General features: G+C 70.2%; 21 protein-coding genes. 11 read left to right on the top strand and 10 right to left on the bottom strand.

Annotated features, from left to right (window positions below; all coding sequences use genetic code 11):
* Positions 1-13 precede the first annotated feature (13 nt).
* The 3 genes from ACODSY_RS22125 to ACODSY_RS22115 are packed head-to-tail and all read left to right on the top strand — an operon-like array spanning position 14 to position 4,136.
* A complete protein-coding gene (locus tag ACODSY_RS22125) occupies positions 14-1,660 on the top strand; it encodes an MFS transporter (protein ID WP_488954054.1) in 1,647 nt (548 codons plus the stop codon).
* Complete coding sequence (locus ACODSY_RS22120) at positions 1,657-2,754, top strand: HlyD family secretion protein (protein ID WP_488954053.1); 1,098 nt, start codon at positions 1,657-1,659, stop codon at positions 2,752-2,754. The genes ACODSY_RS22125 and ACODSY_RS22120 overlap by 4 nt, the downstream gene beginning before the upstream one ends.
* A complete protein-coding gene (locus tag ACODSY_RS22115; RefSeq protein ID WP_488954052.1) occupies positions 2,751-4,136 on the top strand; it encodes an efflux transporter outer membrane subunit in 1,386 nt (461 codons plus the stop codon). The genes ACODSY_RS22120 and ACODSY_RS22115 overlap by 4 nt, the downstream gene beginning before the upstream one ends.
* On the opposite strand, the gene ACODSY_RS22110 is transcribed toward ACODSY_RS22115, so the two are convergent.
* The gene (locus ACODSY_RS22110) at positions 4,111-4,674 is read right to left on the bottom strand and encodes a YqgE/AlgH family protein (RefSeq protein WP_488954051.1); all 564 of its coding nucleotides are present in this window, start codon (positions 4,672-4,674) and stop codon (positions 4,111-4,113) included. The genes ACODSY_RS22115 and ACODSY_RS22110 overlap by 26 nt on opposite strands.
* 126 nt (positions 4,675-4,800) lie before the next feature.
* On the opposite strand from ACODSY_RS22110, the gene ACODSY_RS22105 reads away from it, so the two are divergent.
* Entirely contained in the window at positions 4,801-5,283 is a 483-nt protein-coding gene (locus ACODSY_RS22105; RefSeq protein WP_488954050.1) for a peroxiredoxin, read from the top strand.
* A gap of 91 nt (positions 5,284-5,374) precedes the next feature.
* On the opposite strand, the gene ACODSY_RS22100 is transcribed toward ACODSY_RS22105, so the two are convergent.
* The 3 genes from ACODSY_RS22100 to nhaA form a co-directional block, all read right to left on the bottom strand.
* Complete coding sequence (locus ACODSY_RS22100) at positions 5,375-7,609, bottom strand: xanthine dehydrogenase family protein molybdopterin-binding subunit (protein WP_488954049.1); 2,235 nt, start codon at positions 7,607-7,609, stop codon at positions 5,375-5,377.
* Positions 7,606-8,067 carry a (2Fe-2S)-binding protein gene (locus ACODSY_RS22095; protein WP_488954048.1) on the bottom strand — a complete coding sequence of 154 codons (462 nt, stop codon included), beginning with the start codon at positions 8,065-8,067 and terminating at the stop codon, positions 7,606-7,608. The genes ACODSY_RS22100 and ACODSY_RS22095 overlap by 4 nt, the downstream gene beginning before the upstream one ends.
* 87 nt (positions 8,068-8,154) lie before the next feature.
* Positions 8,155-9,345 (bottom strand): Na+/H+ antiporter NhaA, encoded by a 1,191-nt coding sequence (gene nhaA, locus ACODSY_RS22090; protein WP_488954047.1) that lies wholly within the window; start codon positions 9,343-9,345, stop codon positions 8,155-8,157.
* Positions 9,346-9,441: 96 nt separating this feature from the next.
* Between nhaA and ACODSY_RS22085 the strand changes: the two genes are divergently transcribed.
* The 3 genes from ACODSY_RS22085 (at position 9,442) to ACODSY_RS22075 (ending at position 12,405) form a co-directional block, all read left to right on the top strand.
* Positions 9,442-10,011 carry a carboxymuconolactone decarboxylase family protein gene (locus ACODSY_RS22085; protein WP_488954046.1) on the top strand — a complete coding sequence of 190 codons (570 nt, stop codon included), beginning with the start codon at positions 9,442-9,444 and terminating at the stop codon, positions 10,009-10,011.
* 1 nt (position 10,012) lies between these two features.
* Positions 10,013-10,813, top strand: coding sequence for an SDR family NAD(P)-dependent oxidoreductase (locus tag ACODSY_RS22080; RefSeq protein WP_488954045.1), 801 nt, complete (start codon positions 10,013-10,015; stop codon positions 10,811-10,813).
* A 176-nt stretch (positions 10,814-10,989) separates the two neighbouring features.
* Complete coding sequence (locus tag ACODSY_RS22075) at positions 10,990-12,405, top strand: protein adenylyltransferase SelO (RefSeq protein WP_488954044.1); 1,416 nt, start codon at positions 10,990-10,992, stop codon at positions 12,403-12,405.
* Here ACODSY_RS22075 and ACODSY_RS22070 read toward each other — a convergent pair.
* The 3 genes from ACODSY_RS22070 to ACODSY_RS22060 are packed head-to-tail and all read right to left on the bottom strand — an operon-like array spanning position 12,398 to position 14,748.
* Complete coding sequence (locus ACODSY_RS22070; protein WP_488954043.1) at positions 12,398-13,288, bottom strand: DMT family transporter; 891 nt, start codon at positions 13,286-13,288, stop codon at positions 12,398-12,400. The two genes, ACODSY_RS22075 and ACODSY_RS22070, sit on opposite strands and share 8 nt — an antisense overlap.
* Positions 13,281-14,105 carry a tRNA glutamyl-Q(34) synthetase GluQRS gene (gluQRS, locus tag ACODSY_RS22065; RefSeq protein ID WP_488954042.1) on the bottom strand — a complete coding sequence of 275 codons (825 nt, stop codon included), beginning with the start codon at positions 14,103-14,105 and terminating at the stop codon, positions 13,281-13,283. The genes ACODSY_RS22070 and gluQRS overlap by 8 nt, the downstream gene beginning before the upstream one ends.
* 10 nt (positions 14,106-14,115) lie before the next feature.
* Positions 14,116-14,748 (bottom strand): TetR/AcrR family transcriptional regulator, encoded by a 633-nt coding sequence (locus ACODSY_RS22060; RefSeq protein WP_488954041.1) that lies wholly within the window; start codon positions 14,746-14,748, stop codon positions 14,116-14,118.
* A 768-nt stretch (positions 14,749-15,516) separates the two neighbouring features.
* Between ACODSY_RS22060 and ACODSY_RS22055 the strand changes: the two genes are divergently transcribed.
* Positions 15,517-16,077 carry an HNH endonuclease gene (locus ACODSY_RS22055; protein WP_488954040.1) on the top strand — a complete coding sequence of 187 codons (561 nt, stop codon included), beginning with the start codon at positions 15,517-15,519 and terminating at the stop codon, positions 16,075-16,077.
* A 5-nt stretch (positions 16,078-16,082) separates the two neighbouring features.
* Here the strand turns inward: ACODSY_RS22055 and ACODSY_RS22050 are convergent, their stop codons facing one another.
* Both ACODSY_RS22050 and ACODSY_RS22045 read right to left on the bottom strand, forming a co-directional pair.
* Positions 16,083-16,280 (bottom strand): hypothetical protein, encoded by a 198-nt coding sequence (locus ACODSY_RS22050; protein ID WP_488954039.1) that lies wholly within the window; start codon positions 16,278-16,280, stop codon positions 16,083-16,085.
* 49 nt (positions 16,281-16,329) lie between these two features.
* Positions 16,330-16,923 (bottom strand): TetR/AcrR family transcriptional regulator, encoded by a 594-nt coding sequence (locus ACODSY_RS22045; RefSeq protein WP_488954038.1) that lies wholly within the window; start codon positions 16,921-16,923, stop codon positions 16,330-16,332.
* Between the two features lie 106 nt (positions 16,924-17,029).
* Between ACODSY_RS22045 and ACODSY_RS22040 the strand changes: the two genes are divergently transcribed.
* The 3 genes from ACODSY_RS22040 (at position 17,030) to ACODSY_RS22030 (ending at position 18,976) form a co-directional block, all read left to right on the top strand.
* Positions 17,030-17,935, top strand: a complete 906-nt coding sequence (locus ACODSY_RS22040; protein WP_488954037.1) for a haloalkane dehalogenase — start codon at positions 17,030-17,032, stop codon at positions 17,933-17,935.
* Positions 17,932-18,348 (top strand): DUF1330 domain-containing protein, encoded by a 417-nt coding sequence (locus tag ACODSY_RS22035; RefSeq protein WP_488954036.1) that lies wholly within the window; start codon positions 17,932-17,934, stop codon positions 18,346-18,348. The genes ACODSY_RS22040 and ACODSY_RS22035 overlap by 4 nt, the downstream gene beginning before the upstream one ends.
* Before the next feature lie 112 nt (positions 18,349-18,460).
* Positions 18,461-18,976 (top strand): hypothetical protein, encoded by a 516-nt coding sequence (locus ACODSY_RS22030; protein WP_488954035.1) that lies wholly within the window; start codon positions 18,461-18,463, stop codon positions 18,974-18,976.
* On the opposite strand, the gene ACODSY_RS22025 is transcribed toward ACODSY_RS22030, so the two are convergent.
* Positions 18,973-19,401: a hypothetical protein gene (locus tag ACODSY_RS22025; protein WP_488954034.1), complete on the bottom strand. Its 429-nt coding sequence runs from the start codon at positions 19,399-19,401 to the stop codon at positions 18,973-18,975. The genes ACODSY_RS22030 and ACODSY_RS22025 overlap by 4 nt on opposite strands.

The following is a 19,401-nucleotide window of genomic DNA, read 5'->3' as shown; positions in this document are numbered from 1 at the left end:
ACGGGGCGAGACCATGTCGACCAGGGCCAGTGGCGAGCCGTACGCGTTCGCGCCGGAGGAGCGGCCGCTCTTCCCGGGCTCGCCCTATTCGCCGATCCACACCCCGCAGCGGCGCGTTCTGTACGGCTTCGCGGCCGTGCTCACGGGCATCGGCTCCACCTTCGGCAATTCACTGGTGACGGTGAACGTACCGAACCTCGCCGGCGAGCTCGGCGCCTATGTGGTCGAATTGAGCTGGCTGCCGGCGATCTATGTGGCCTTCAACGCGACCGCGAACCTCAGCCTGGTGAAGGCGCGGGCGCAGTTCGGCATCCCGCAGGTCACCATCGTCCTGCTTGTCGCCTATGCCTTGGCGGCGCTGCTGCAGCTGGCCTGGCCGACGTTCGCGGCCGCCGTGGTGATCCGGGCCGTCAGTGGCATGGCGGCCGCGGCGTTGATCACCATGACCGTCTACTTTCTGCTGCAGGCGTTCCCGATCAGGCTGCGGCCCATGGCCCTGCTCGGCGGCATCAGTCTCACGCAACTGGGGCCAGTGTTCGCCCGGATGGCCCCGGTCGAGATGCTGGCCGCCGACCACTGGCGCGGCCTGCACCTGATGGAGTTCGGCGTCGCGCTGGCGACGCTCGCGGTGGTCGCCGCCCTGCCGCTGCCGCCCAGCGACCGCAGCCGCCAGTTCGAGCGCCTGGATCTCGTCACGCTCGGACTGACCATCCCGGCCATGCTGCTGCTCTGCGGGGTGCTCGCTTTGGGGCGGCTGCTGTGGTGGACCGACACGCCGTGGCTCGGATGGGCGCTGGCCGCGGCCGTGCCGCTGTTCGCCGCGGCCATCCTGGTGGAGCACAATCGCGCGCGGCCGCTGCTGCAGACCCGCTGGGTGGGCACGCTGGACATCATGCGCTTCGTGGCCGTGTCGCTGCTGGTGCGGCTGGCGCTGGCGGAGCAAACCTATGGCTCGGTGGGCCTTCTCACGGCCGGCGGCCTCAACAACGATCAGCTGCGGGTCCTGTTCGCGCTGGTCGGCGCGGCCATGGTGCTGGGCGTGGCGGTCGCGGCGCTGACACTCTCCGAGCAGCGGCTGCCCTATCTGGTGCTCTCGGCGGCCTTGGTCATCGCGCTCGCCGCTTGGCTCGACAGCCACGCCACGAACCTGACCCGTCCGGAACAGCTCTACCTCAGCCAGGCGCTGATCGGCTTCGGCACCACCCTCTTCATCGGACCCGCCCTGATCTATGGCTTCCTGCGGATGCTGAGCCGCGGCGGCGATCACTTCGTCACCTTCATCGTGCTGTTCAGCACCACCCAGAACCTCGGCGGCCTCGCCGGCTCGGCGCTGCTGGGCAGCTACCAAACCGCGGCCGCGCGGGCGCATGCGGCGGCCCTGTCCGAGAAGCTGGCCGGCTTTGATCCGCAGGTGGCGGCCAGGATCCAGGCCGGCGCTTCGACGCTGGGCGGGGCGGTGGTCGATCCTCTCGCCCGAGGCGCGCAGGGCGCGGGCCTGTTGGCGCAGTCGATGCTGCGGGAAGCCAACGTCCTGGCCTTCAACGACACCTTCCGGTTCGTGGCGATCCTCGCGCTGCTGACCGCCGCCTACCTCGCCTACATCATCGTCTTCAACACGATCCGCCGACGGCGGGCCGCGCAAGCGGAGAGCCCTGCATGAGCCAGACCGAAACCGCAGCCGCCGGCGCCGCGCCGCCCAGGGCCCCATGGCGGCCCGCGCCGCAGCGTCCGCTGGTGACCGGCCTCGCCATCGCCGGCGCGCTCGTCGCGGTGCTGGTGATCCTGGCCAGCTGGGGTCTGCCGCCCTTCCGAGGGACGGTGCAGACGACGGACAACGCCTACGTCCGCGGCCGCACGACGGTGATCGCGCCACAGGTCAGCGGCTACGTCACCTCGGTGCAGGTCAAGGACTACCAGCAGGTGCGCGGCGGCCAGATCCTCGCGCTGGTGGACGACCGCGGCTACGTGGCGAAGCGGGAGCAGGCGCGCGCGGCGCTGGCCGCCGCCGAAGCCGCGCTGGCCAACAGCCGGCAGGCCCGCGCCTCGCGCTCGGCCGGACTGCAAGGCCAGACCGCGGCGTTGGCCAGCGCGCAAGCGCAGCTCGCCCGCGCCCGGGCCGACATGGCGCGCGTGGACGAGCTGGTGCGCGACGGCTCGGTGTCGGTGCGCGAGCAGGACCAGACGCGGGCGGCGCTGCGCCAGGCCGAAGCCCAGGTGCGACAGGCGCAGGCGGCCAGCGAGATCGCCCGCCAGGACATCCGCACGGTGGACGTCGGGCGCGACGGCCTGGAAGCCAACGTCGCCTCCGCGCGCGCGGCGCTGGCGATCGCCGAGGTCGACCTGGAGCACACCGTCATCCGCGCGCCGGAGGCCGGGCAGGTGGGCGAGGTGGGCGTGCGGTTGGGCCAGTACGTCACCAACGGCGTCCAGCTCATGGCCGTGATCCCGGCGGAGCGGTGGGTGATCGCCAACTTCAAGGAAGCCCAGACGGTGCGTATGGCGCCCGGCCAGAAGGCGACGTTGCGGGTCGACGCCCTGGGCGGGGCGACGCTGACCGGCCGCGTGGAGCAGATCTCGCCGGGCGCGGGGTCGGAGTTCGCGGTCCTGAAGCCGGACAACGCCACGGGCAACTTCGTGAAGGTGCCGCAGCGGATCGGGGTGCGGATCGCCATCGACCCCAACCAGACCTGGGCGCTGCGGCTGCGGCCCGGCATGTCGGTCGAGGCGCGGGTCGATACGCGGGGCGGTAAGTGAAGCGCCTGATCGTCCTGGCCGCGGCGAGCGCGCTGGCGGCCTGCGCCGGGCCCCGTGCCGGCCCGCCGGCGGCCGCAACGGTGAGCCCGCCGGGCGCGTGGCGCGAGGCCCCGACCGCCGAGGCGACGGTGGACGCGCGCTGGTGGACCGCGTTCGGCGACCCGGCGCTGGCCGCGGTTGTCGAGCATGCGCTGGCCAACAACACCGACATCGCCATCGCCGCCGGGCGGGTCGCCGAGGCGCGGGCTCAGTTCCGCCTCGCCGAGGCGCAGAGGCTTCCCAACCTGAGCGCCGCGGGCGGCGGCGGCCGCCAGCGGGACGTGAGCCCCTTCGGGACGCCGCGTGAGCAATGGGCCGGGCAGGCACAGCTCCAGGTGTCTTACGACGCCGACCTGTTCGGGCGGCTCGCCAACGCCAGCGCGGCGGCGCGCGAGGGGCTGCTGGCCACCGAAGCGGCGCGTGACAACGTCCGCCTGGCCGTCGCCGCCTCGGCGGCGGGGGGCTACATCACGCTGCGAGGCCTGGACGCCCGCCTGCTGGTGCTGCGCGAGACCCTGGCCGCAAGGGGCGAGGCGCTGAAGCTGATCCGTCGCCGCGCCGACGCCGGCTACGGCACGTTGCTGGACCTGCGGCAGGCCGAGGCCGACTACCATGCCACGGAGCAGCAAATCCCGGTCGCGGAACTGGCGATCCGCCGGCAGGAGGATGGACTGAGCCTGCTGTTGGGCGAGAACCCGCGCGCCATCGAGCGCGGTGTGGCGCTGGCGGCGCTCTCCAACCCGACCGTGCCGTCCGGGCTGCCGTCGGCGCTGCTCCGCCGGCGGCCCGACATCGCCCAGGCCGAGAGGTCGGTCGCGGCGGCCGATCGCTCGCTGGACGCGGCGCGGGCGGCGTTCATGCCCAACATCCAGCTCACGGCGTCCGGCGGCTACGTGGCCTCCAGCCTGCTGAGCGACGAGATCGGCATCTTCTCGGTAGGCGGTAGCGTGCTGGCGCCGATCCTCGACGCCGGCCGGCTGCGGGCCCAGCAGGAGGCCGCCGTGGCCCGTCGCGACCAGGCGGCCTTCGCCTATCGCAAGACCGCGCTGAATGCATTCCGCGAGGTGGAGGACGCGCTGGCCGCCGTCGACCTCACCGCCGAGCAGGAGACCGGCGTGGCGGCCCAGCGGGCGGCGCTGGCAGAGGCCTACCGCCTGGCGACCAACCGCTACAAGGCGGGCTACTCGCCCTACCTCGACCAGCTCGAGGCGCAGCGCGGCCTGCTGGCGGCGGATCTGCTGCTGGTGCAGGTGCGGGCCGACCGGTTGAACGCCGCCGTGGCGCTCTACCAGGCGCTGGGCGGCGGCTGGACCGCGCCTATGCCTGACCCGCCTCCGCGCTGAGGAACTGCGGGTCGATGCCCAGTTTGCCCAGGGCGCGGGTCCACTTGGTCTCGTAGTCGTCGTCGAAGACCAGAGCCTCGTCGGCTTCGACGGTCAGCCAGACGTTCTCGCGGATCTCGCGCTCCAGCTGACCCTTGCCCCAGCCCGCGTAACCCAGCGCCAGGATGGCGCGGCGTGGTGCGGGGTCCTGCCGCCCCATGGCCTCCAGCACCTCGCGGGTGGTGGTGAGCGCCAGGCCGCCCTCGACGCCCAGGCTGTGCTCGGCGTGGTAGTCGTCGGTGTGGACGACGAAGCCGCGCTCCATCTCCACCGGCCCGCCCAGCAGGACCATACCTTCGTCGAGGTCGTCGGTGGTCTTGATCTCCAGGCGCTCCAAGAGGTCGGGCACCGTCAGGCCCTCGACGGGCCGGTTCACCGCGACGCCCATGGCGTGGTCGCGGTCATGCGCGCAGACGAGGATCAGCGACCGCTCGAAGCGGGGATCGCCGATGCCCGGCATGGCGATCAGCATCTGGCCCGAAAGGAAGCCGCTTTCCATGGCCCCAAGATTCGGTTGGATCGTGGCGACATCAAGGGGTCGCGGCGCAGGTCGTCAGAAATCCCCGTTACCGACGTCGCGCTTCTCGTTTATCAGGCGGACCTACCCCAGACGAGGAGACCCCCGATGACGATCAAAGTGGGCGACAAGCTGCCGAACGTGACCCTGACGCAGGCGACCGCCGAAGGGCCGAAGCCGATCCAGAGCGAGGACTTCTTCAAGGGCAAGACCGTGGCCCTGTTCGCGGTGCCGGGCGCCTTCACGCCCACCTGTTCGGCCAAGCACCTGCCGGGCTTCAAGCAACATGCGCCCGACCTGAAGGCCAAGGGCGTCGACGAGATCGCCTGCCTGTCGGTGAACGACGCCTTCGTGATGCGCGCCTGGGCCGAGGATCAGGCGGTGGGCGACGACATCGTGATGCTGGGCGACGGCAACGGCGCCTTCACCGAGGCCGTCGGCCTGGAAATGGACGGCTCGAAGTTCGGCCTGGGCAAGCGCTCGCAGCGCTACTCGATGATCGTCAAGGACGGGGTGGTGAGCGAGCTCAACGTCGAGCAGGGCGGCGAGTTCAAGGTCTCGTCGGCCGACTACATGCTGGCCCAGCTCTAGGGGCGATGCGATTGAGGCGGCGCCTTGCGACCCTTGAGGCGCGGCGCCGTCCTCTGTCCTCTCCCCGAACCCCGCGAAGGGCGCGCCGACCCTACGCCTTGATCGCGGCCTTCACCGCCTCAGGTCGGATCGGCAGGTCGCGGACGCGCGCGCCCACAGCCCGGAAGATGGCGTTGCCAATGGCGGGCCCCACCACCGTGGTCGCCGGCTCGCCCAGGCCCACGGGCGCCTCGCCGCTGGCGATGAACTCCACCTCCACATCGGGTACGTCGCCCATCCGCAGCGGCGAATAGGTGTCGAGGTTGGTGTCCTTCACCTCGCCGTTCTCGAAGGCGGATCCCTCGAACAGCGCCAGGCTCATGCCCCACAGCGCCGCGCCTTCCATCTGCGCCAGGGCGCCGTCCGGATGGACGATGATGCCGGCGTCGGCGACCAGGGTCAGCTTCTCCACCTTGACTGCCCCGCTGGCGGGGTCGACCGCCACGCGGGCCGCGCAGGCGACCCAGGTCGGCATGTCGCGCTCCTGGCCGAAGCTGGTCGCCAGCCCCAGTCCGGTGTTCTTCGGCAGGGGCGTACCCCAGCCCGCCTTGTCGGCGGCCCGCTTCAACACCGCCGCCTGGCGTTTCGCCCCGCCCACGGCGTTGGGCGCGGACCCCGCGTTCCGGCCCGTGGCGTCCAGCATCCGCAGGCGGAAGGCCAGCGGGTCGACGCCGGCGGCCAGCGCCGCCTCGTCCAGGAAGCTCTCCAGCGCCCAGTTGGTCCATCCCGGCCCGACCGAGCGCAGCCACCCCGGTCGGAAGGCGCGGTTGGCCAGGTCGTTCTCGATGGCCCGCACCCGCTGGGCGCCTACGTTGTACCAGTGGTCGGCGCCGGCGATGGCGAACGGGTCGTAGGCCTGGCCGTTCTTGCCCTTGGGCATGAAGAACGGGGCCATGGCCTTGGTGGGCCAGCCGGCGCAGGCGGCGTGGTCCATAGCCGTCACCCGGCCCGCCTCCCCGAACGCCATCCGCAGCGTCTGCACCGAAGGCGAGCGGGGGCTGTCGAACCGCGTGTCGTCGGCCCGGGTGCAGACCATCTTCACCGGCTTGCCGCCGATCGCCTTGGAGGCCAGCGCCGCCGGCACCGCATAGTCGCCGTTCAGCCGCCGACCGAAGCCGCCGCCCAGCATGTAGGTGCGCAGGACGATGGTCTCTTCCTTGCGGTCGAGCGCCTTGGCGAGCCAAGGCAGCACCAGCGATTGCCACTGGTTGCCGGTGTGGATCTCGAACATCCCGTCCTTCTCGAAGGCCAGGGCGTTGACGGGCTCCATCTGGAAATGGAGGGCGGTGGCGGTGGTGTAGGTGCGTTCCAGCGTGGACTTGGCGCCGGCGAACGCGGCTTCGACGCCGGGGTCCTCGACCACCTGCGCGCTCGTGGTCTTGTCCGCGATCAGGGCCTTGGCGCGGGCCTGCAGGTCGGCCTCGGACACCTTGGCGGTGTCCCCCGGCGTCCAGGTGACCTTCAGCGCCTCGGCCGCCCGATCGGCGGCGATGAAACTGTCGGCATAGACCATGACCCAGCCGGGCGCCGTGCCCGACGGGTCGTCCAGGGCGATGGCGCGAATGTAGCCCGGGACCTTCTTCGCCTCGGTCTCGTCGATGGCCTTGACCACCGAGCCGTAGCGGGTGGGCGGCAGCCTGGGCCGGGCGTAGACCATCCCGGGGACCTTGGCGTCGAGGCCGTACCTGGCCTGGCCGTTGGTCTTGGCGGGGATGTCCCAGGCTTGGCCCGGCTTCCCGACGATCCTGTGGTCGGCGGCCTTCTTGACCGGCAGCTTCGCCAACTCCTCGGCGGTGAACTTGCGGCTGAGGTCGCCCTTGGCGACGATCTCGCCGTACGAGACCGAGCGCTTGCCGGCCACCACCGCGCCGCCGCGGGCCACGCAGTCGGCAGGCGTCGCGCCCAGCAGCTTGGCGCCGGCCTCGATCAGTGCGATGCGGCCCGCCGCGCCGGCCTGACTGTAGAGCGGATAGCTCTGCCAGACGGACCAGGAGCCGCCGGTGACCATCAGCCCCCACTTCGGGTCGCTGTCGACATGGTCGATGCGCACCTTCGACCAGTCGGCCTCGAGTTCGTCGGCTACGATGCGGGCGATGGCGGTGCCCACGTGCTGGCCCATCTCGGCCCGGATCACATGGACGGTGATCACGCCGTCACGGTCGATGGAATACCAGATCGTCGGCTCATAGGCGCCGGCCGCCTGGACCGGGGCCGCGAGGGTGAATGCGGCGCCGGCGGCCGTGACGCTGACCAGGAAGCTGCGGCGCGAGAGGTCGATGGCGTTCATGCCTTCACTCCCTTGGCGGCGGCGGCCTTGATGGCGCGCTTGATGCGGATGTAGGCCATGCAGCGGCAGAGGTTACCGGTCATGGTCGCGTCGATCTCGGCGTCGGTCGGATGCGGCGTCGCCTTCAGGAGGGCGGCGGCCTGCATGATCTGGCCCGACTGGCAGTAGCCGCACTGCGGCGCCTGGGCCTCGATCCAGGCCGTCTGCAGCGGATGCTGTCCCTTGGGATCCAGGCCCTCGATGGTGGTGACCGCGCGACCCGCCACCGCGCCGACCGGCGTGACGCACGAACGCACCGCGTCGCCGTCCACATGCACCGTACACGCCCCACAGGCGCCGATGCCGCAACCGAACTTCGTGCCGGTCAGGCCGATCTCGTCGCGGATCGCCCAGAGCAACGGCGCGTCGTCCGGCGCCTGGACCGAGACCTGTCGGCCGTTGAGTCGAAAGGTCGTCATCGTACCGCCCCTCATGCCGCCGTTAGCCGGGCTACCGGACGCCAACTCCGCGCGGGCGGCAAGCCCATTGTGCGCAGGACGCAGGCCCTAGGGCGCCGCCTCACGGCCCCGGCGGGCGGCGCTGATCGAGAGCAGTGTGACGCCCAGCAGCGCCGAGGCCAGCGAGCCCAGCACCACGCCGGCGCGCACCTGGGCCTCGTCAAACGCATCGGCCGCGGGGAAGGCCAGCGCGCCGATGAACAGGCTCATGGTGAAGCCGACGCCACAGAGCGCCGAGACGCCGTACAGTTCCAGCCACTTGGCGCCGGTCGGCCTGCGCGCCCACTTCAGGCCGATGGCCAGCGCGGCGGCTCCGAAGACGCCGACCTGCTTGCCGAAGAACAGACCCGCCGCCACGCCAAGGCTCACCGTGCCGAAGATCGCGCCGCCCGCCTCACCGGCAAGTGGGAAGCCGGCCGCCATGAAGGCGAAGGCCGGCAGGATGAAGAACGCCACATAGGGGTGCAGGGCCTGCATGGTCTCCTGCAGCACGCCCTGGCCGCCCGGCCGCTTCGGACCCAACGGCATGCACAACGCGGCCGCCACACCGGCCAGCGAGGTGTTGACCCCCGACTTCAGGGTGAAGCCCCACAGCAGCAGGCCGCCCACCGCCCAGAAGGAGTAGGGCGCAGCTCGCCAGCGGCCCATGGCCGCCAGCACCGCCAACGTCACGGCCGCGCCGGCCAGCATCGGGAACTGAAGTTCGGCGGTGAACAACACCGCGATCAGGACCACGGCGACCAGGTCGTCGGCGATGGCCAGGGTGAGCAGGAAGGTCCGCAGCGTCGGCGGCAGGCGCGGGCCGGCGACCGCCAGCGCCGCGAGCGCAAAGGCGATGTCGGTGGCGGTAGGGATCGGCCAGCCTTGCAGATGCCCGCCGCGCAGGCCGTTGACGGCGACATAGAGCAGGGCGGGCACGACGACGCCGCCCACGGCCGCCAGGACGGGCAGGGCCAGGCGGCGCGGGTTGGAGAGCTCGCCCCGGAGGATCTCGTGCTTGATCTCCAGGCCGACGACGAAGAAGAAGATCGGCATCAGCGCCGTCTTCACCCACTTCGCCACGCTCATCTGCTCGGCGAACGGACCGAACTGGATGGCGATGGGGTGGTCGGTGATGGCCGCGTAGGCGCCGGCCCACGGCGAGTTCGCCCAGACGATGGCGAGCAATGCGGCGGCCCCCAGCAGCAGCCCGGAGCCGGTCTCGGTCTTCAGGAATTCCAGCGTCGAACGCGTGGCCATGGGGCCTGGGTAACAACCGCGACGCGGCCGCTCTAGCGAAATCGGGCCGCGCCTCTAAGGTGCGGCGGAAACAGACCGGATGTTCGAGGAAACGCCATGAGACTGTCCAAGCCCCGCGTCGCGCCGCTGCAGGATTCCGAGCTGACGCCAGAACAGTCCGAAGCGCTGGAGCCGGTGCGCAATGGGACCATGGGCGTGCTGAACATCTTCCGCACCCTGGCGCACGCGCCCAAGGCCCTGAAGCGGTTCAACGATTGGGGCGGCTATGTGCTGTCGCGGCGCAACGACCTGCCGGCGCGCGAGCGGGAGATCGTGATCCTGCGCGTGGGCTACCTCTGCAAGTCGGGCTACGAGTTCACCCAGCACACGCGGATCGGCCTGAACTCGGGGCTGACGGAGGCCGAGATCGAGGCGATCAAGCGCGGCGCCGACGCCGGCTGGAGCGCGGCGGACGCGGCCCTGATCCGCGCGACCGACGAACTGCACAAGGACTACTTCGTCAGCGACGCGACCTGGGCCGAGCTGGGCAAGCATTTCACCCAGAAGCAGTGCATGGACGTGGTCTTCACCACCGGCCAGTACACCCAGGTCTCGATGATCCTGAACACCTTCGGCGTACAGCTGGACAAGGGCCAGACCCTCGATCCCGAACTGAAGGGCTACTGAGGTGGCGGGCAGGCTGGAGGGCAAGGCGGCCGTCGTCGTCGGCGCGGGCCAGACGCCTGGCGACACGGTGGGCAACGGGCGAGCCATGGCGATCCTGTTCGCCCGCGAAGGGGCGCGGGTGCTGTGCGTCGACCGGGTCGGCGAGCGGGCGGAGGAGACGGCGGCGCTGATCCGCGAGGCGGGCGACGAGGCCTTCGCCCTGCAGGCCGACGTCACCCGCGCGGCCGACGCGGCGGCCATCGTGACCGAGGCGATGGCGCGCCTCGGCCGGATCGACATCCTGGCCAACAACGTCGGCATCGGCGGCGGCGACGGACCGGTGCACAAGATCGACGAGGCGGCGTTCGACCGCATCCTGTCGGTGAACCTCAAGGGAATGTGGCTGGTCACCAAGGCCGTCCTGGGTGTTATGCGCGAACAGGGCTCGGGGGCCATCGTCAACGTCTCGTCGCTCGCGGCGAGGGCGGGAGGGATCCAGGTCGCCTACGAGGTTTCCAAGGCGGCAGTGAACCGCCTGACCACCTCCACGGCCCAAAGCCAGGCCCGCTACGGCATCCGCTGCAACGCCATCCAGCCAGGGCTCATGGACACGCCCATGGCCGTGGCCGGCATCGCTGGCGCGAGCGGCCGCAGCCAGGCCGAGGTGCGCGCCGAGCGCGACGCCCGCGTCCCCCTGGGCGGCAAGATGGGCACGGCGTGGGACACCGCATATGCGGCCCTGTTCCTGGCCTCCGACGAGGCGAAGTTCATCACCGGCGCGGTGCTCCCTGTGGACGGCGGGATGGGCGTGCGGATCGGCTAGACGGGAACAGGTCGGCGAGAACCCGCGTTAGTCGCCCCTGTCGAGGGACCTGACCCGGAGAGCTCGCTGATGAACAGCATCATCTACCTCGTCGGCCTGGTGGTCGTCGTCCTGGCCGTGCTGGGCTTCCTCGGAATCCGCTAGCCGGACCGGGCGTCGGCGGTTAGCTGATCGCGATGCCCGTCTCGCCGACCTACCGCCCCGATCCGCAGTTCCCGGCCCTGGGCCGCGAGTTCGGCGATCCGGTGGAGGCGGCCGACTTTCCCGCCACGATCCTGCGCTACCGCAACGACCGCGCCGCCGCGACCGTCGGCTTGGACACGCTGAGCGACGAAGAGTGGCTAAGCCACTTCGGCCGCTTCCGGCCGCTGCCCGGCAACATCGATCCGCCCGTGGCCCAGCGCTACCACGGCCACCAGTTCCGCGTTTACAATCCCGAGCTCGGCGACGGTCGCGGCTTCCTCTTCGCCCAACTCCGCGAGGCGGGGACCGATCGGCTCCTCGACCTCGGTACGAAGGGCTCAGGCCAGACGCCCTGGTCGCGGCAGGGCGATGGTCGGCTGACGCTGAAGGGTGGCGTGCGAGAGGTTCTGGCCACCGCGATGCTGGAGGCGCTGGGCGTCCCCACATCGCGTTCCTTCTCGCTCGTCGAGACCGGGGAGGCGCTGGAGCGTGGCGACGAGCCCAGCCCCACGCGCTCGGCGGTCCTGGTGCGCCTGTCGCACAGCCACGTCCGGTTCGGCACGTTCCAGCGGCACGCCTACTTCGAGGCGAAGGATCGCGTCGGCCAGCTCGTCGACCACGTCGTCGGCCTCTACTATCCCGAGCTGGAAGGTGCGAATGACCAACCGGCGGCGCTCCTCCAAGCGGTCGCCGGTAAGGCGGCCCGCCTGACCGCGCGCTGGATGGCGGCGGGTTTCGTCCACGGCGTGCTCAACACCGACAACATGAACATCACCGGCGAGAGCTTCGACTACGGGCCCTACCGTTTCCTGCCGAAGTCGGACCCGAACTTCGTGGCGGCCTATTTCGACCACGCGGGGCTCTACAGCTTCGGCCGCCAGCCCGAAGCGGTGTTCTGGAACCTGCAGCAGCTCGCGGGCTGCCTGAGCCTGGTGACCGAGAGCGATCCGCTGGTCGACGCGCTGAACGGGTTCGGACCGGCCTATCGCCGCGAGCTGATGGCGGCGATGCTGGCCCGCCTGGGCGTGCGGCCGCGCTCCGACGAGGAGGACGCCCAGCTCGTGCAGGCGGCGTTCGGAGCCATGGCCGAGGGTGGCGACGCCCTGCGATGGGAGCCGTTCTTCTTCGACTGGTTCGGTGGACGCGAGGACCGGGCGCTGGCTGGACCTCGGACAGCACTCTATGCAGGCGAGGATTTCGCCGACTTCCGGCGGCGGCTCGCAGGCTATGAGGCCGAGCGGCCGGAGCGCCTCTCGCAGCCCTATTTCGCGCAGGCCGAGCCCGAGGAACTGCTGATCGACCAGATCGAGGCGATCTGGGCCGACATCGACCAGCGCGACGACTGGACGGCCTTCCACGCCAAGCTCGAACGCATCGAGACGGCGCGAGCGGCCTGGGGGCTCAGCTAGCCGACTTCCGAGACGCCCATTGCGCCAGGACGATGCCGCCCAGTGCCACCGCGGCGCCCAGGCCCTGCAGCGGGCCGATGGCCTCCGCGAAGAGCACGTAGCCCAGGATCGCGGCCACCACCGGTTGGACCAGCACGACGACCGAGGCCGTGGGCGTCGGCAGCCGGCCCATGGCCCAGGCGATGGAGCCCTGCCCGGCCACGTGCATCAGGCCCAGTCCGACGCAGGCGGCCCAGCCGGCAGTCGTCGCCGGGACCAGTCGCTCGCCAAGCATGACGGCCGCGGCCAGCAGCAGCGGCGCGCCGGTGACGCTGGCCCAGAACATCAGGCGGCTGGCGGTCTCAGCCTTGCGGCCCTCGGCCATGGTCAGGAAGTAGAGCGCGTACCAGACCGCCGTGATCAGCGAGAGGGTGTCGCCCAGCGGCTGGTTGCGCGGCGTCCCGCCCGTCTTCTCGATCGCCATCATCGAGGCGCCCGCGACCGCGGCGGCGACGGCGGCCAGGAACAGCGCACGCGGCCGCTGGCGCAGGAAGATCCAGGCGAAGGCGGTGACCACCACCGGCGTCAGGTTGGTGAGCACCGTGGCGTTGGCCACCGAGGTGTACTGGATGCCGTAATGCCAGAACCCGAGGTCGAGGGCGAAGAACAAGCCGGCAAGCAAGGCCCACTTCGACGGGGCGCCGCCGAAGCCGCCGGTCCGCGCGGCCATCACCGCCAGCAGCGGCGCGGCGAAGACCAGGCGCCAGACCCCAGTCGCGGTCGGACCAGCGTCACTCAGGCGCACCAGGATCGCGGCCAGCCCGATGATGCAGGCGCCCAGCACCAGCACGGCCAGGGCCACTCCGCGGGAGGGCCCGGCGGTCGGGGCGGCGGCGTCAGTCAAAGCCGAGTTCCCCGCGAAGCTCGCCCGAGCTCATGCCGCCTTCCCGCAAGGCTTGCAGGGTTTCCGAGCGGTCGCGTTTAGCGAAGCGCTTGCCGTCGGGGCCGAGCAGCAGGTCGTGGTGGCGGTAGGCCGGCGTCGGCAGGCCAAGCAGCGCCTGCAGCAGGCGCTGGACATGCGTCGCCTCGAAGAGGTCGCAGCCGCGGATCACGTGGGTGATCCCCTGCAGCGCGTCGTCCACCGTGACGGCGAGGTGGTAGGCGACACCCACGTCCTTCCGCGCCAGGATCACGTCGCCGCCGAGCTCGGGCTTGGCCGTCATCTCGACCTCGCCCTCCACGAAGGACAGTCCGCCGAAGCCGCCCAGCTTGCGGGCCGCGGCGTCCAGCGACAGCCGCCAGGCAAAAGGCTCGCCGGCGGCCAGGCGGCGCATCTCCTCGCCACGGGGCAGGGGCCCGCCGCGGAACACCTCCATCTGTCCATGCGGCGCCGACGCCATGGCCTCGGCCACCTCCTTGCGGGTGCGGAAGCAGCGGTAGAGCATCCCGTCGGCCTCGAGGCGCGAGAGGGCGGCCTGATAGTCTTCGAGGTGTTCGGACTGGCGGCGCACAGGCTGCTCCCACTCGAGGCCGAGCCAAGCGAGATCCTGGTAGATCGCCGCCTCGAACTCCGGGCGGCAGCGCGTGGCGTCGATGTCCTCGATGCGCAGGATGAACCGGCCGCCTGCGGCGCGCGCCGCCTCGAAGGCGGTCAACGCCGAGAAGGCATGGCCCTTGTGCAGATATCCCGTGGGGGAGGGTGCGAAGCGGGTGACGAACACCCGCGAGCCTTTAGCAGCCCGTGTGCCGCGGCGCGAACAGGCCCATGTGGCTGAGCACGGCGTCGAGGAAGGGGCGTTCGCCGCCTAGGGCCTCCTTGAGGGGCTCGAACTGTTTGAAGCCGGCCATCTCGGCCAGGCCGTGCGCGCCGCACCAGGCGGCGATGGTGGCGAGCTCCAGGTGCGTCCCCTCGGCCGGATCGGCGCCTTGCTCGACCATGGTGTCGCGCACCATGCAGTAGGCGCTGTCCTTGTTGTCTTGCACGTCCACGGGCAGACCCTCCTTCTCCCGCACCATGTCGTACATGACGCGGTAAAGGGCCGGGTTTTCGCGGGCGAAGCAGACGTAGGTGATGCCGAGCGCGGTCAGTTGGTGCGGGCCGGTGTCGCGCGCCTTGGCCTCGGCCATCTGGGCGTTCAGCGTGTCCCAGCCTTCCTGGGCCACCGCCTCCATCAGCTCGGACTTGTCCTTGAAGTGATGATAGGGCGCGGCGGGGCTGACCCCGGCCTCGCGCGCCACCGCCCGAAGGGAGAGCGCGCTGGGGCCCTCGGCCTCGAGCAACCTGCGGGCGGCGTCCACGAGCGCGCGGCGCAAGTCGCCGTGGTGGTATGGACGGGGCTCGGCGGCGCTCTTCGGCTGGCTCATGGACCTTACCATAATTTCATATCTAAGCGCTGTACAGATATCTTGACGACGATCAGATGGAGTCCTATCTGAGCGTTGTTCAAATAGAAAAGCGCCCCACTCCCCTGGGGTTCCAACTGAAAGGTGTGTGTCATGTCTCTCGCGAAGTTTGAACGGTTCTTCGACCGTGTCACCCCGGTGTTCCTGCTCTTCCTCGGCCTCACTGCGGCCGTGGCGACGGTGAGCCTGGGAGCCTAGACCTCCCCGTCTAGACGTCGAAACTGACGGAGGGGCCCCCTAGCGGGCCCCTTTTGCGTGGCCGGCCCGCATCCAGACGCCGTGCACAAACGCATAACGGTCCGGTGAAAACGCTGATCTGTGCAGTGTTCAGATCTTTGCTATCTACCGATTGTCCGAACGGACAGCCCCGCTCCCCCGGGGTTCGAACTTAAACTCAAGGTGTGTGTCATGACCCTCTCGCGCTTCGAACGCGTCTTCGACCGGATCGCCCCGGTGTTCCTGCTGGCCCTCGGCCTCTTCGCCGCCCTCTCGACGGCGGGCCTCGGCGCCTAAATGAGCCGCGCCGTCTGAAGCCTCGCCCTCTCGAAGACAGGGCGAGGCGATCAGCGCCCGACAGGCCTTTCCCGTCGTAGAGTTGTCTCCGAATCGGGCCTATATTTTTCCTTAGTCACGTCGATTCCAGTTGCTGAGGTGCTGTCTTCAGTTCCACGTCGACCGTCATAAGCGCCTTCAGGCGCACACGGAGAACCGGCTCCGGGAGGCCCTGCAATGCAGGTGCTTAAGGCCCCACCTTCCGGATGGCCCTGTCTCGTGCTCAACGCAGACTTCCGGCCGCTCTCCTACTATCCCCTGTCGCTCTGGCCGTGGCAGGAAGTGATCAAGGCGGTCTTCCTCGACCGCGTGGACGTCGTCTCCACCTACGACCAGGAAGTCCACTCCCCCTCGTTCGCGATGAAGCTGCCCAGCGTGGTGTCGCTGAAGAGCTATGTGGCCCAGGACCGGCCCCCTGCCTTCACCCGCTTCAACCTGTTCCTGCGCGACAGCTTCACCTGTCAGTACTGCACCACCACGGACGAGCTGACGTTCGACCATGTGATTCCCCGCTCTCGGGGTGGGCGCACGACGTGGGAGAATATCGTCACCGCCTGCGCGCGCTGCAATCTCACCAAGGGCGGCCGCACTCCGCACGAGGCGCACATGCATCCACGCATGAAGCCCCGCCGCCCGAGCGCCCATGAGCTGCAGGATCGCGGGCGCAAATTCCCGCCGCACCACCTGCACGAAAGCTGGCTCGACTACCTCTACTGGGACATCGAGCTGGAGGCTTGAGCCGCCTAGGACGGCCGAACCTGGTCGCGGAACGTCTGCTCTTCGCGTTCGTAGCTATCCGGACGATCGTACTCCGCCCGCGTCGCCGCCTCACTGACGGGATCATTGGCCCGGTTGCGGCGCTTGTACTGGGTGATGCCCCAGACCAGGGCGGCCAGGAGGGCGAGGGCGCCCAGGCCGAAAAAGACTTCAGGTGTGAACATGGCGATCTCCTCGCGGAGTCAATCGCCGGGGCGCCGGCCGGTTCCGGGCTTAGCCGATGATGCGCCGGGTCGCCGCCTCGAGCACGGCCCGGGCGCGCTCGACCGACAGCCCCTGGTCGCGCCGCAGCCGGGCCCAGGCCTCGAAGGAGAGCAGCAGGTCCAGCGCCTCGAGCTTGAGAGGGTCGCGCGCGGCTTCGGGCGGCAGCTCGCGCTCGAGGATGGCGCGGAGCTGGACGACGAGGCGCGCATAGTCCGAGCCCAGGAACTTGGAGCGGTGACGGAACGCTTCGGCGGCGCGCCGGAAAGGGGCGATGGTCTCGAAGCAGCGCGCGCGGCGGTCGATCAGTTCGACGACCCGCTCGGGCCCGGCCTTTGAAGTCAGCGGTTGGTCCACGATCGCGCGGATCTCGCCTTCGATGACCAGGGACATCTCGCGATAGAGGCTGTCCATGTCCTGGAAGTGCCGGAACACGGTCCGCAGACCGACGTCGGCCCGCGCGGCCACCCGTTCGGCGCTGGGGGCGATCTCATCGTCGCGGACCATCTCGATCATCGCCGCGACGATCCGGGCGCGGTTGTCCATGCCGCGGCGGCGGCGTCCGTCCGCGATCTCGGGCTGGGGCTTGAGTTGGACCACCGTCATGCCTCCATCTCGCCCAGGTCGCGGGCGGCTGTCGAGGGGCGACGCCGACGTTGACGGGGATAGGTAATGACACGCATAGTGTCACTATCATTCAGGGAGGTGGGGAATGGAAGTGTTGCGCACGCCGGACGCGCGGTTCGAGGGGCTGGCCGACTGGCCCTATGCGCCGCGATACGCCGAGGTCCGCGACGCCGATGGCACGCCCTTGCGCATCCACTACGTCGACGAGGGGCCGCGCGACGGGGCCGTGGTGCTGCTGATGCACGGCGAGCCCTCCTGGGCCTATCTCTACCGACACATCATCAAGGGGCTGGTCGCCAGGGGACGGCGGGTGATCGCGCCCGACCTCGTGGGCTTCGGTCGCTCGGACAAGCCGTCGAAGCGAACCGACTACACCTACCAGCGCCATGTGGACTGGATGAGCCAGTGGCTCACCGGCCTGGGCCTTAGCGACATCACGCTCTTCTGCCAGGACTGGGGCGGGCTGATCGGGCTGCGCTTGGTGGCGGCCTATCCGGGCCTGTTCGCCGGCGTGGTGGTCGGGAACACCGGTCTGCCGGTGGGCGGCGGCATGACCGACGGCTTCAAGGCGTGGCTCGAGTTCAGCCAGAATGTCCCCATGATGCCGATCGGCGTCCTGCTGAACGGCGGCAGTGCAAGGACACTCTCGGAGGCCGAGGTCGCCGCCTACGACGCGCCGTTCCCGGACGAGACCTACAAGGAGGGCGCCCGCCAGTTCCCGACCCTGGTGCCGGTGACCGCGGAGCACGCGTCGGTGGCCGAGAACCTGGCGGCCTGGCAGGTGCTGGAGCGGTTCGAGAAGCCGTTCGTCACCGCCTTCAGCGACGGCGACGCCATCACGCGAGGCGGCGAGGCGCCCTTCCAGACCCGCGTGCCGGGCGCCAAGGGCCAGCCGCACGTCACCCTGAGCGGGGGCCACTTCCTGCAGGAGGACAGCCCCGACGAGATCGTGGACGTGATCGACGGCGTCATCGCAAGGAGCGGCCGATGAAGGTGGAAAACGCGGTCTTCCCCGGGCCGGAGCAGGTCATGGAATTCTTCGGGGCGCCCGAAGACGGGCCGTTCGTGATGGTCAACCTGCTGCGGTTCAAGGCGAACGCCGAATATGAGGACGGGTCGGACGGTCACCTCACGGGTTCCGAGGCCTATGCCCGTTACGGCGAGGAGGTGCGCAAGCTCGTGGAGGGCTTGGGCGGCAAGATCCGCTACTCAGGCCGCGTCACGGGCCTGCTGTTGGGTGATGTGGAAGAGCTCTGGGACGCCGTGGCCCTGGCCGAGTATCCCTCGCTGGAAGCCTTCCGAAACATGGCCATGTCGCCGGCCATGCACGCCATCGAGCATCACCGGAAGGCGGGGTTGGCCGGCCAGCTCAACATCCGGACGAAGCCGGGCGAGGGGTTCTAGCCCGCGCGGATTTCAGCTTGGCCATGGCGTCCGCGCTCCGCATTCTCGCGTAGAAGAGCGGGCGGCCGCTTTCGGCTGCCGATTCCGACACCCAAGAGAGTGAGATCCCCAGATGCGCTTCCTGCATCTCGCCGTCGCCCTGACGCTCCTCGCCGCTCCGGCGGCCCAGGCGCAGGACACGCCACAGAAGATGCTCGACCTCGCCCGGCAACTGCGTACGCAAGCGGCGCAGATGAAGGACAGCCTGCCGCCCGAGGACGTGGCCGACCTGATCAGCCAGGCGGAGCAGATCGAAAAGGACGTCCGGGACGGCGGATTCTCCGTCCCGGTGGCGCAGGAGCGTATCAGCGTGGCCAAGCGGATCAGCGATGAGCACGGCGGCCGCTTGGACTGGCTGGCGCGCGAGACGGCCTGCGTGGGCTACATGTGGGAGAACCACAGGAGCTTCGTGTCGAACTACGGCGACGCCGAGCGGGACCGGCTGTGTCGCGAGGCCTATGCGCACTACGCGAAGTACTTCCTGACCGCTCGCGACGGCGGCGCGGCGTCGGTCTACGAGCCGGAGCTCGAGGCCTACGACCGCGCGGCTCAGGCGGCGGTCGCTTACTACGCCGGCAAGTCGCGCTAGGCTTGCTTGGGGCGGAGCGACAGCACCAGAAAACCCAGCGCCAGCGCGACGGTGACCGGGCTCGCGTAGTGTTCGGGCGGATGGTGCGCGCCCGGGAGCAGGACCCAGGCCTGCAGGCTCATCAGCGCGCGCTCGACGATGACCAGCGCCAGGAACAGCGGCACCAGGGGACGATAGCGCAGCGCCACCGCCAGGAGGCCGAGGCCGAAGGCGATCTGCGTGGCGCCCTCCCAGGCAAAGAGGCTGCGCGCCAGCGCCGCCTGATCGCCGACGTCGAGCCGCGCGATGCTGACCATGCCGCCGTCGGGCGCGAAGCTGTGGATCAGCCCCGGCCCGAGCGTGAGAACGGCCGCCAGGCCCAGGAACCACGCCGCGGCCGGACTGCCCCGGTAGCGGTCGTTGGTCGAGGGCGGGAGGAACGCCAC

The organism is Phenylobacterium sp. FG114, assembly GCF_057809855.1.
This window is presented reverse-complemented; position numbering and strand designations above follow the sequence as displayed.

Coding starts and splice junctions, on each gene's coding strand:
- ACODSY_RS22125 (WP_488954054.1), top strand. CDS start 14: ATGTCGACCAGGGCCAGTGGCGAGCCGTACGCGTTCGCGCCGGAGGAG.
- ACODSY_RS22120 (WP_488954053.1), top strand. CDS start 1,657: ATGAGCCAGACCGAAACCGCAGCCGCCGGCGCCGCGCCGCCCAGGGCC.
- ACODSY_RS22110 (WP_488954051.1), bottom strand. CDS start 4,674: ATGGAAAGCGGCTTCCTTTCGGGCCAGATGCTGATCGCCATGCCGGGC.
- ACODSY_RS22105 (WP_488954050.1), top strand. CDS start 4,801: ATGACGATCAAAGTGGGCGACAAGCTGCCGAACGTGACCCTGACGCAG.
- ACODSY_RS22100 (WP_488954049.1), bottom strand. CDS start 7,609: ATGAACGCCATCGACCTCTCGCGCCGCAGCTTCCTGGTCAGCGTCACG.
- ACODSY_RS22095 (WP_488954048.1), bottom strand. CDS start 8,067: ATGACGACCTTTCGACTCAACGGCCGACAGGTCTCGGTCCAGGCGCCG.
- nhaA (WP_488954047.1), bottom strand. CDS start 9,345: ATGGCCACGCGTTCGACGCTGGAATTCCTGAAGACCGAGACCGGCTCC.
- ACODSY_RS22085 (WP_488954046.1), top strand. CDS start 9,442: ATGAGACTGTCCAAGCCCCGCGTCGCGCCGCTGCAGGATTCCGAGCTG.
- ACODSY_RS22075 (WP_488954044.1), top strand. CDS start 10,990: ATGCCCGTCTCGCCGACCTACCGCCCCGATCCGCAGTTCCCGGCCCTG.
- ACODSY_RS22060 (WP_488954041.1), bottom strand. CDS start 14,748: ATGAGCCAGCCGAAGAGCGCCGCCGAGCCCCGTCCATACCACCACGGC.
- ACODSY_RS22055 (WP_488954040.1), top strand. CDS start 15,517: ATGCAGGTGCTTAAGGCCCCACCTTCCGGATGGCCCTGTCTCGTGCTC.
- ACODSY_RS22050 (WP_488954039.1), bottom strand. CDS start 16,280: ATGTTCACACCTGAAGTCTTTTTCGGCCTGGGCGCCCTCGCCCTCCTG.
- ACODSY_RS22045 (WP_488954038.1), bottom strand. CDS start 16,923: ATGACGGTGGTCCAACTCAAGCCCCAGCCCGAGATCGCGGACGGACGC.
- ACODSY_RS22040 (WP_488954037.1), top strand. CDS start 17,030: ATGGAAGTGTTGCGCACGCCGGACGCGCGGTTCGAGGGGCTGGCCGAC.
- ACODSY_RS22035 (WP_488954036.1), top strand. CDS start 17,932: ATGAAGGTGGAAAACGCGGTCTTCCCCGGGCCGGAGCAGGTCATGGAA.
- ACODSY_RS22030 (WP_488954035.1), top strand. CDS start 18,461: ATGCGCTTCCTGCATCTCGCCGTCGCCCTGACGCTCCTCGCCGCTCCG.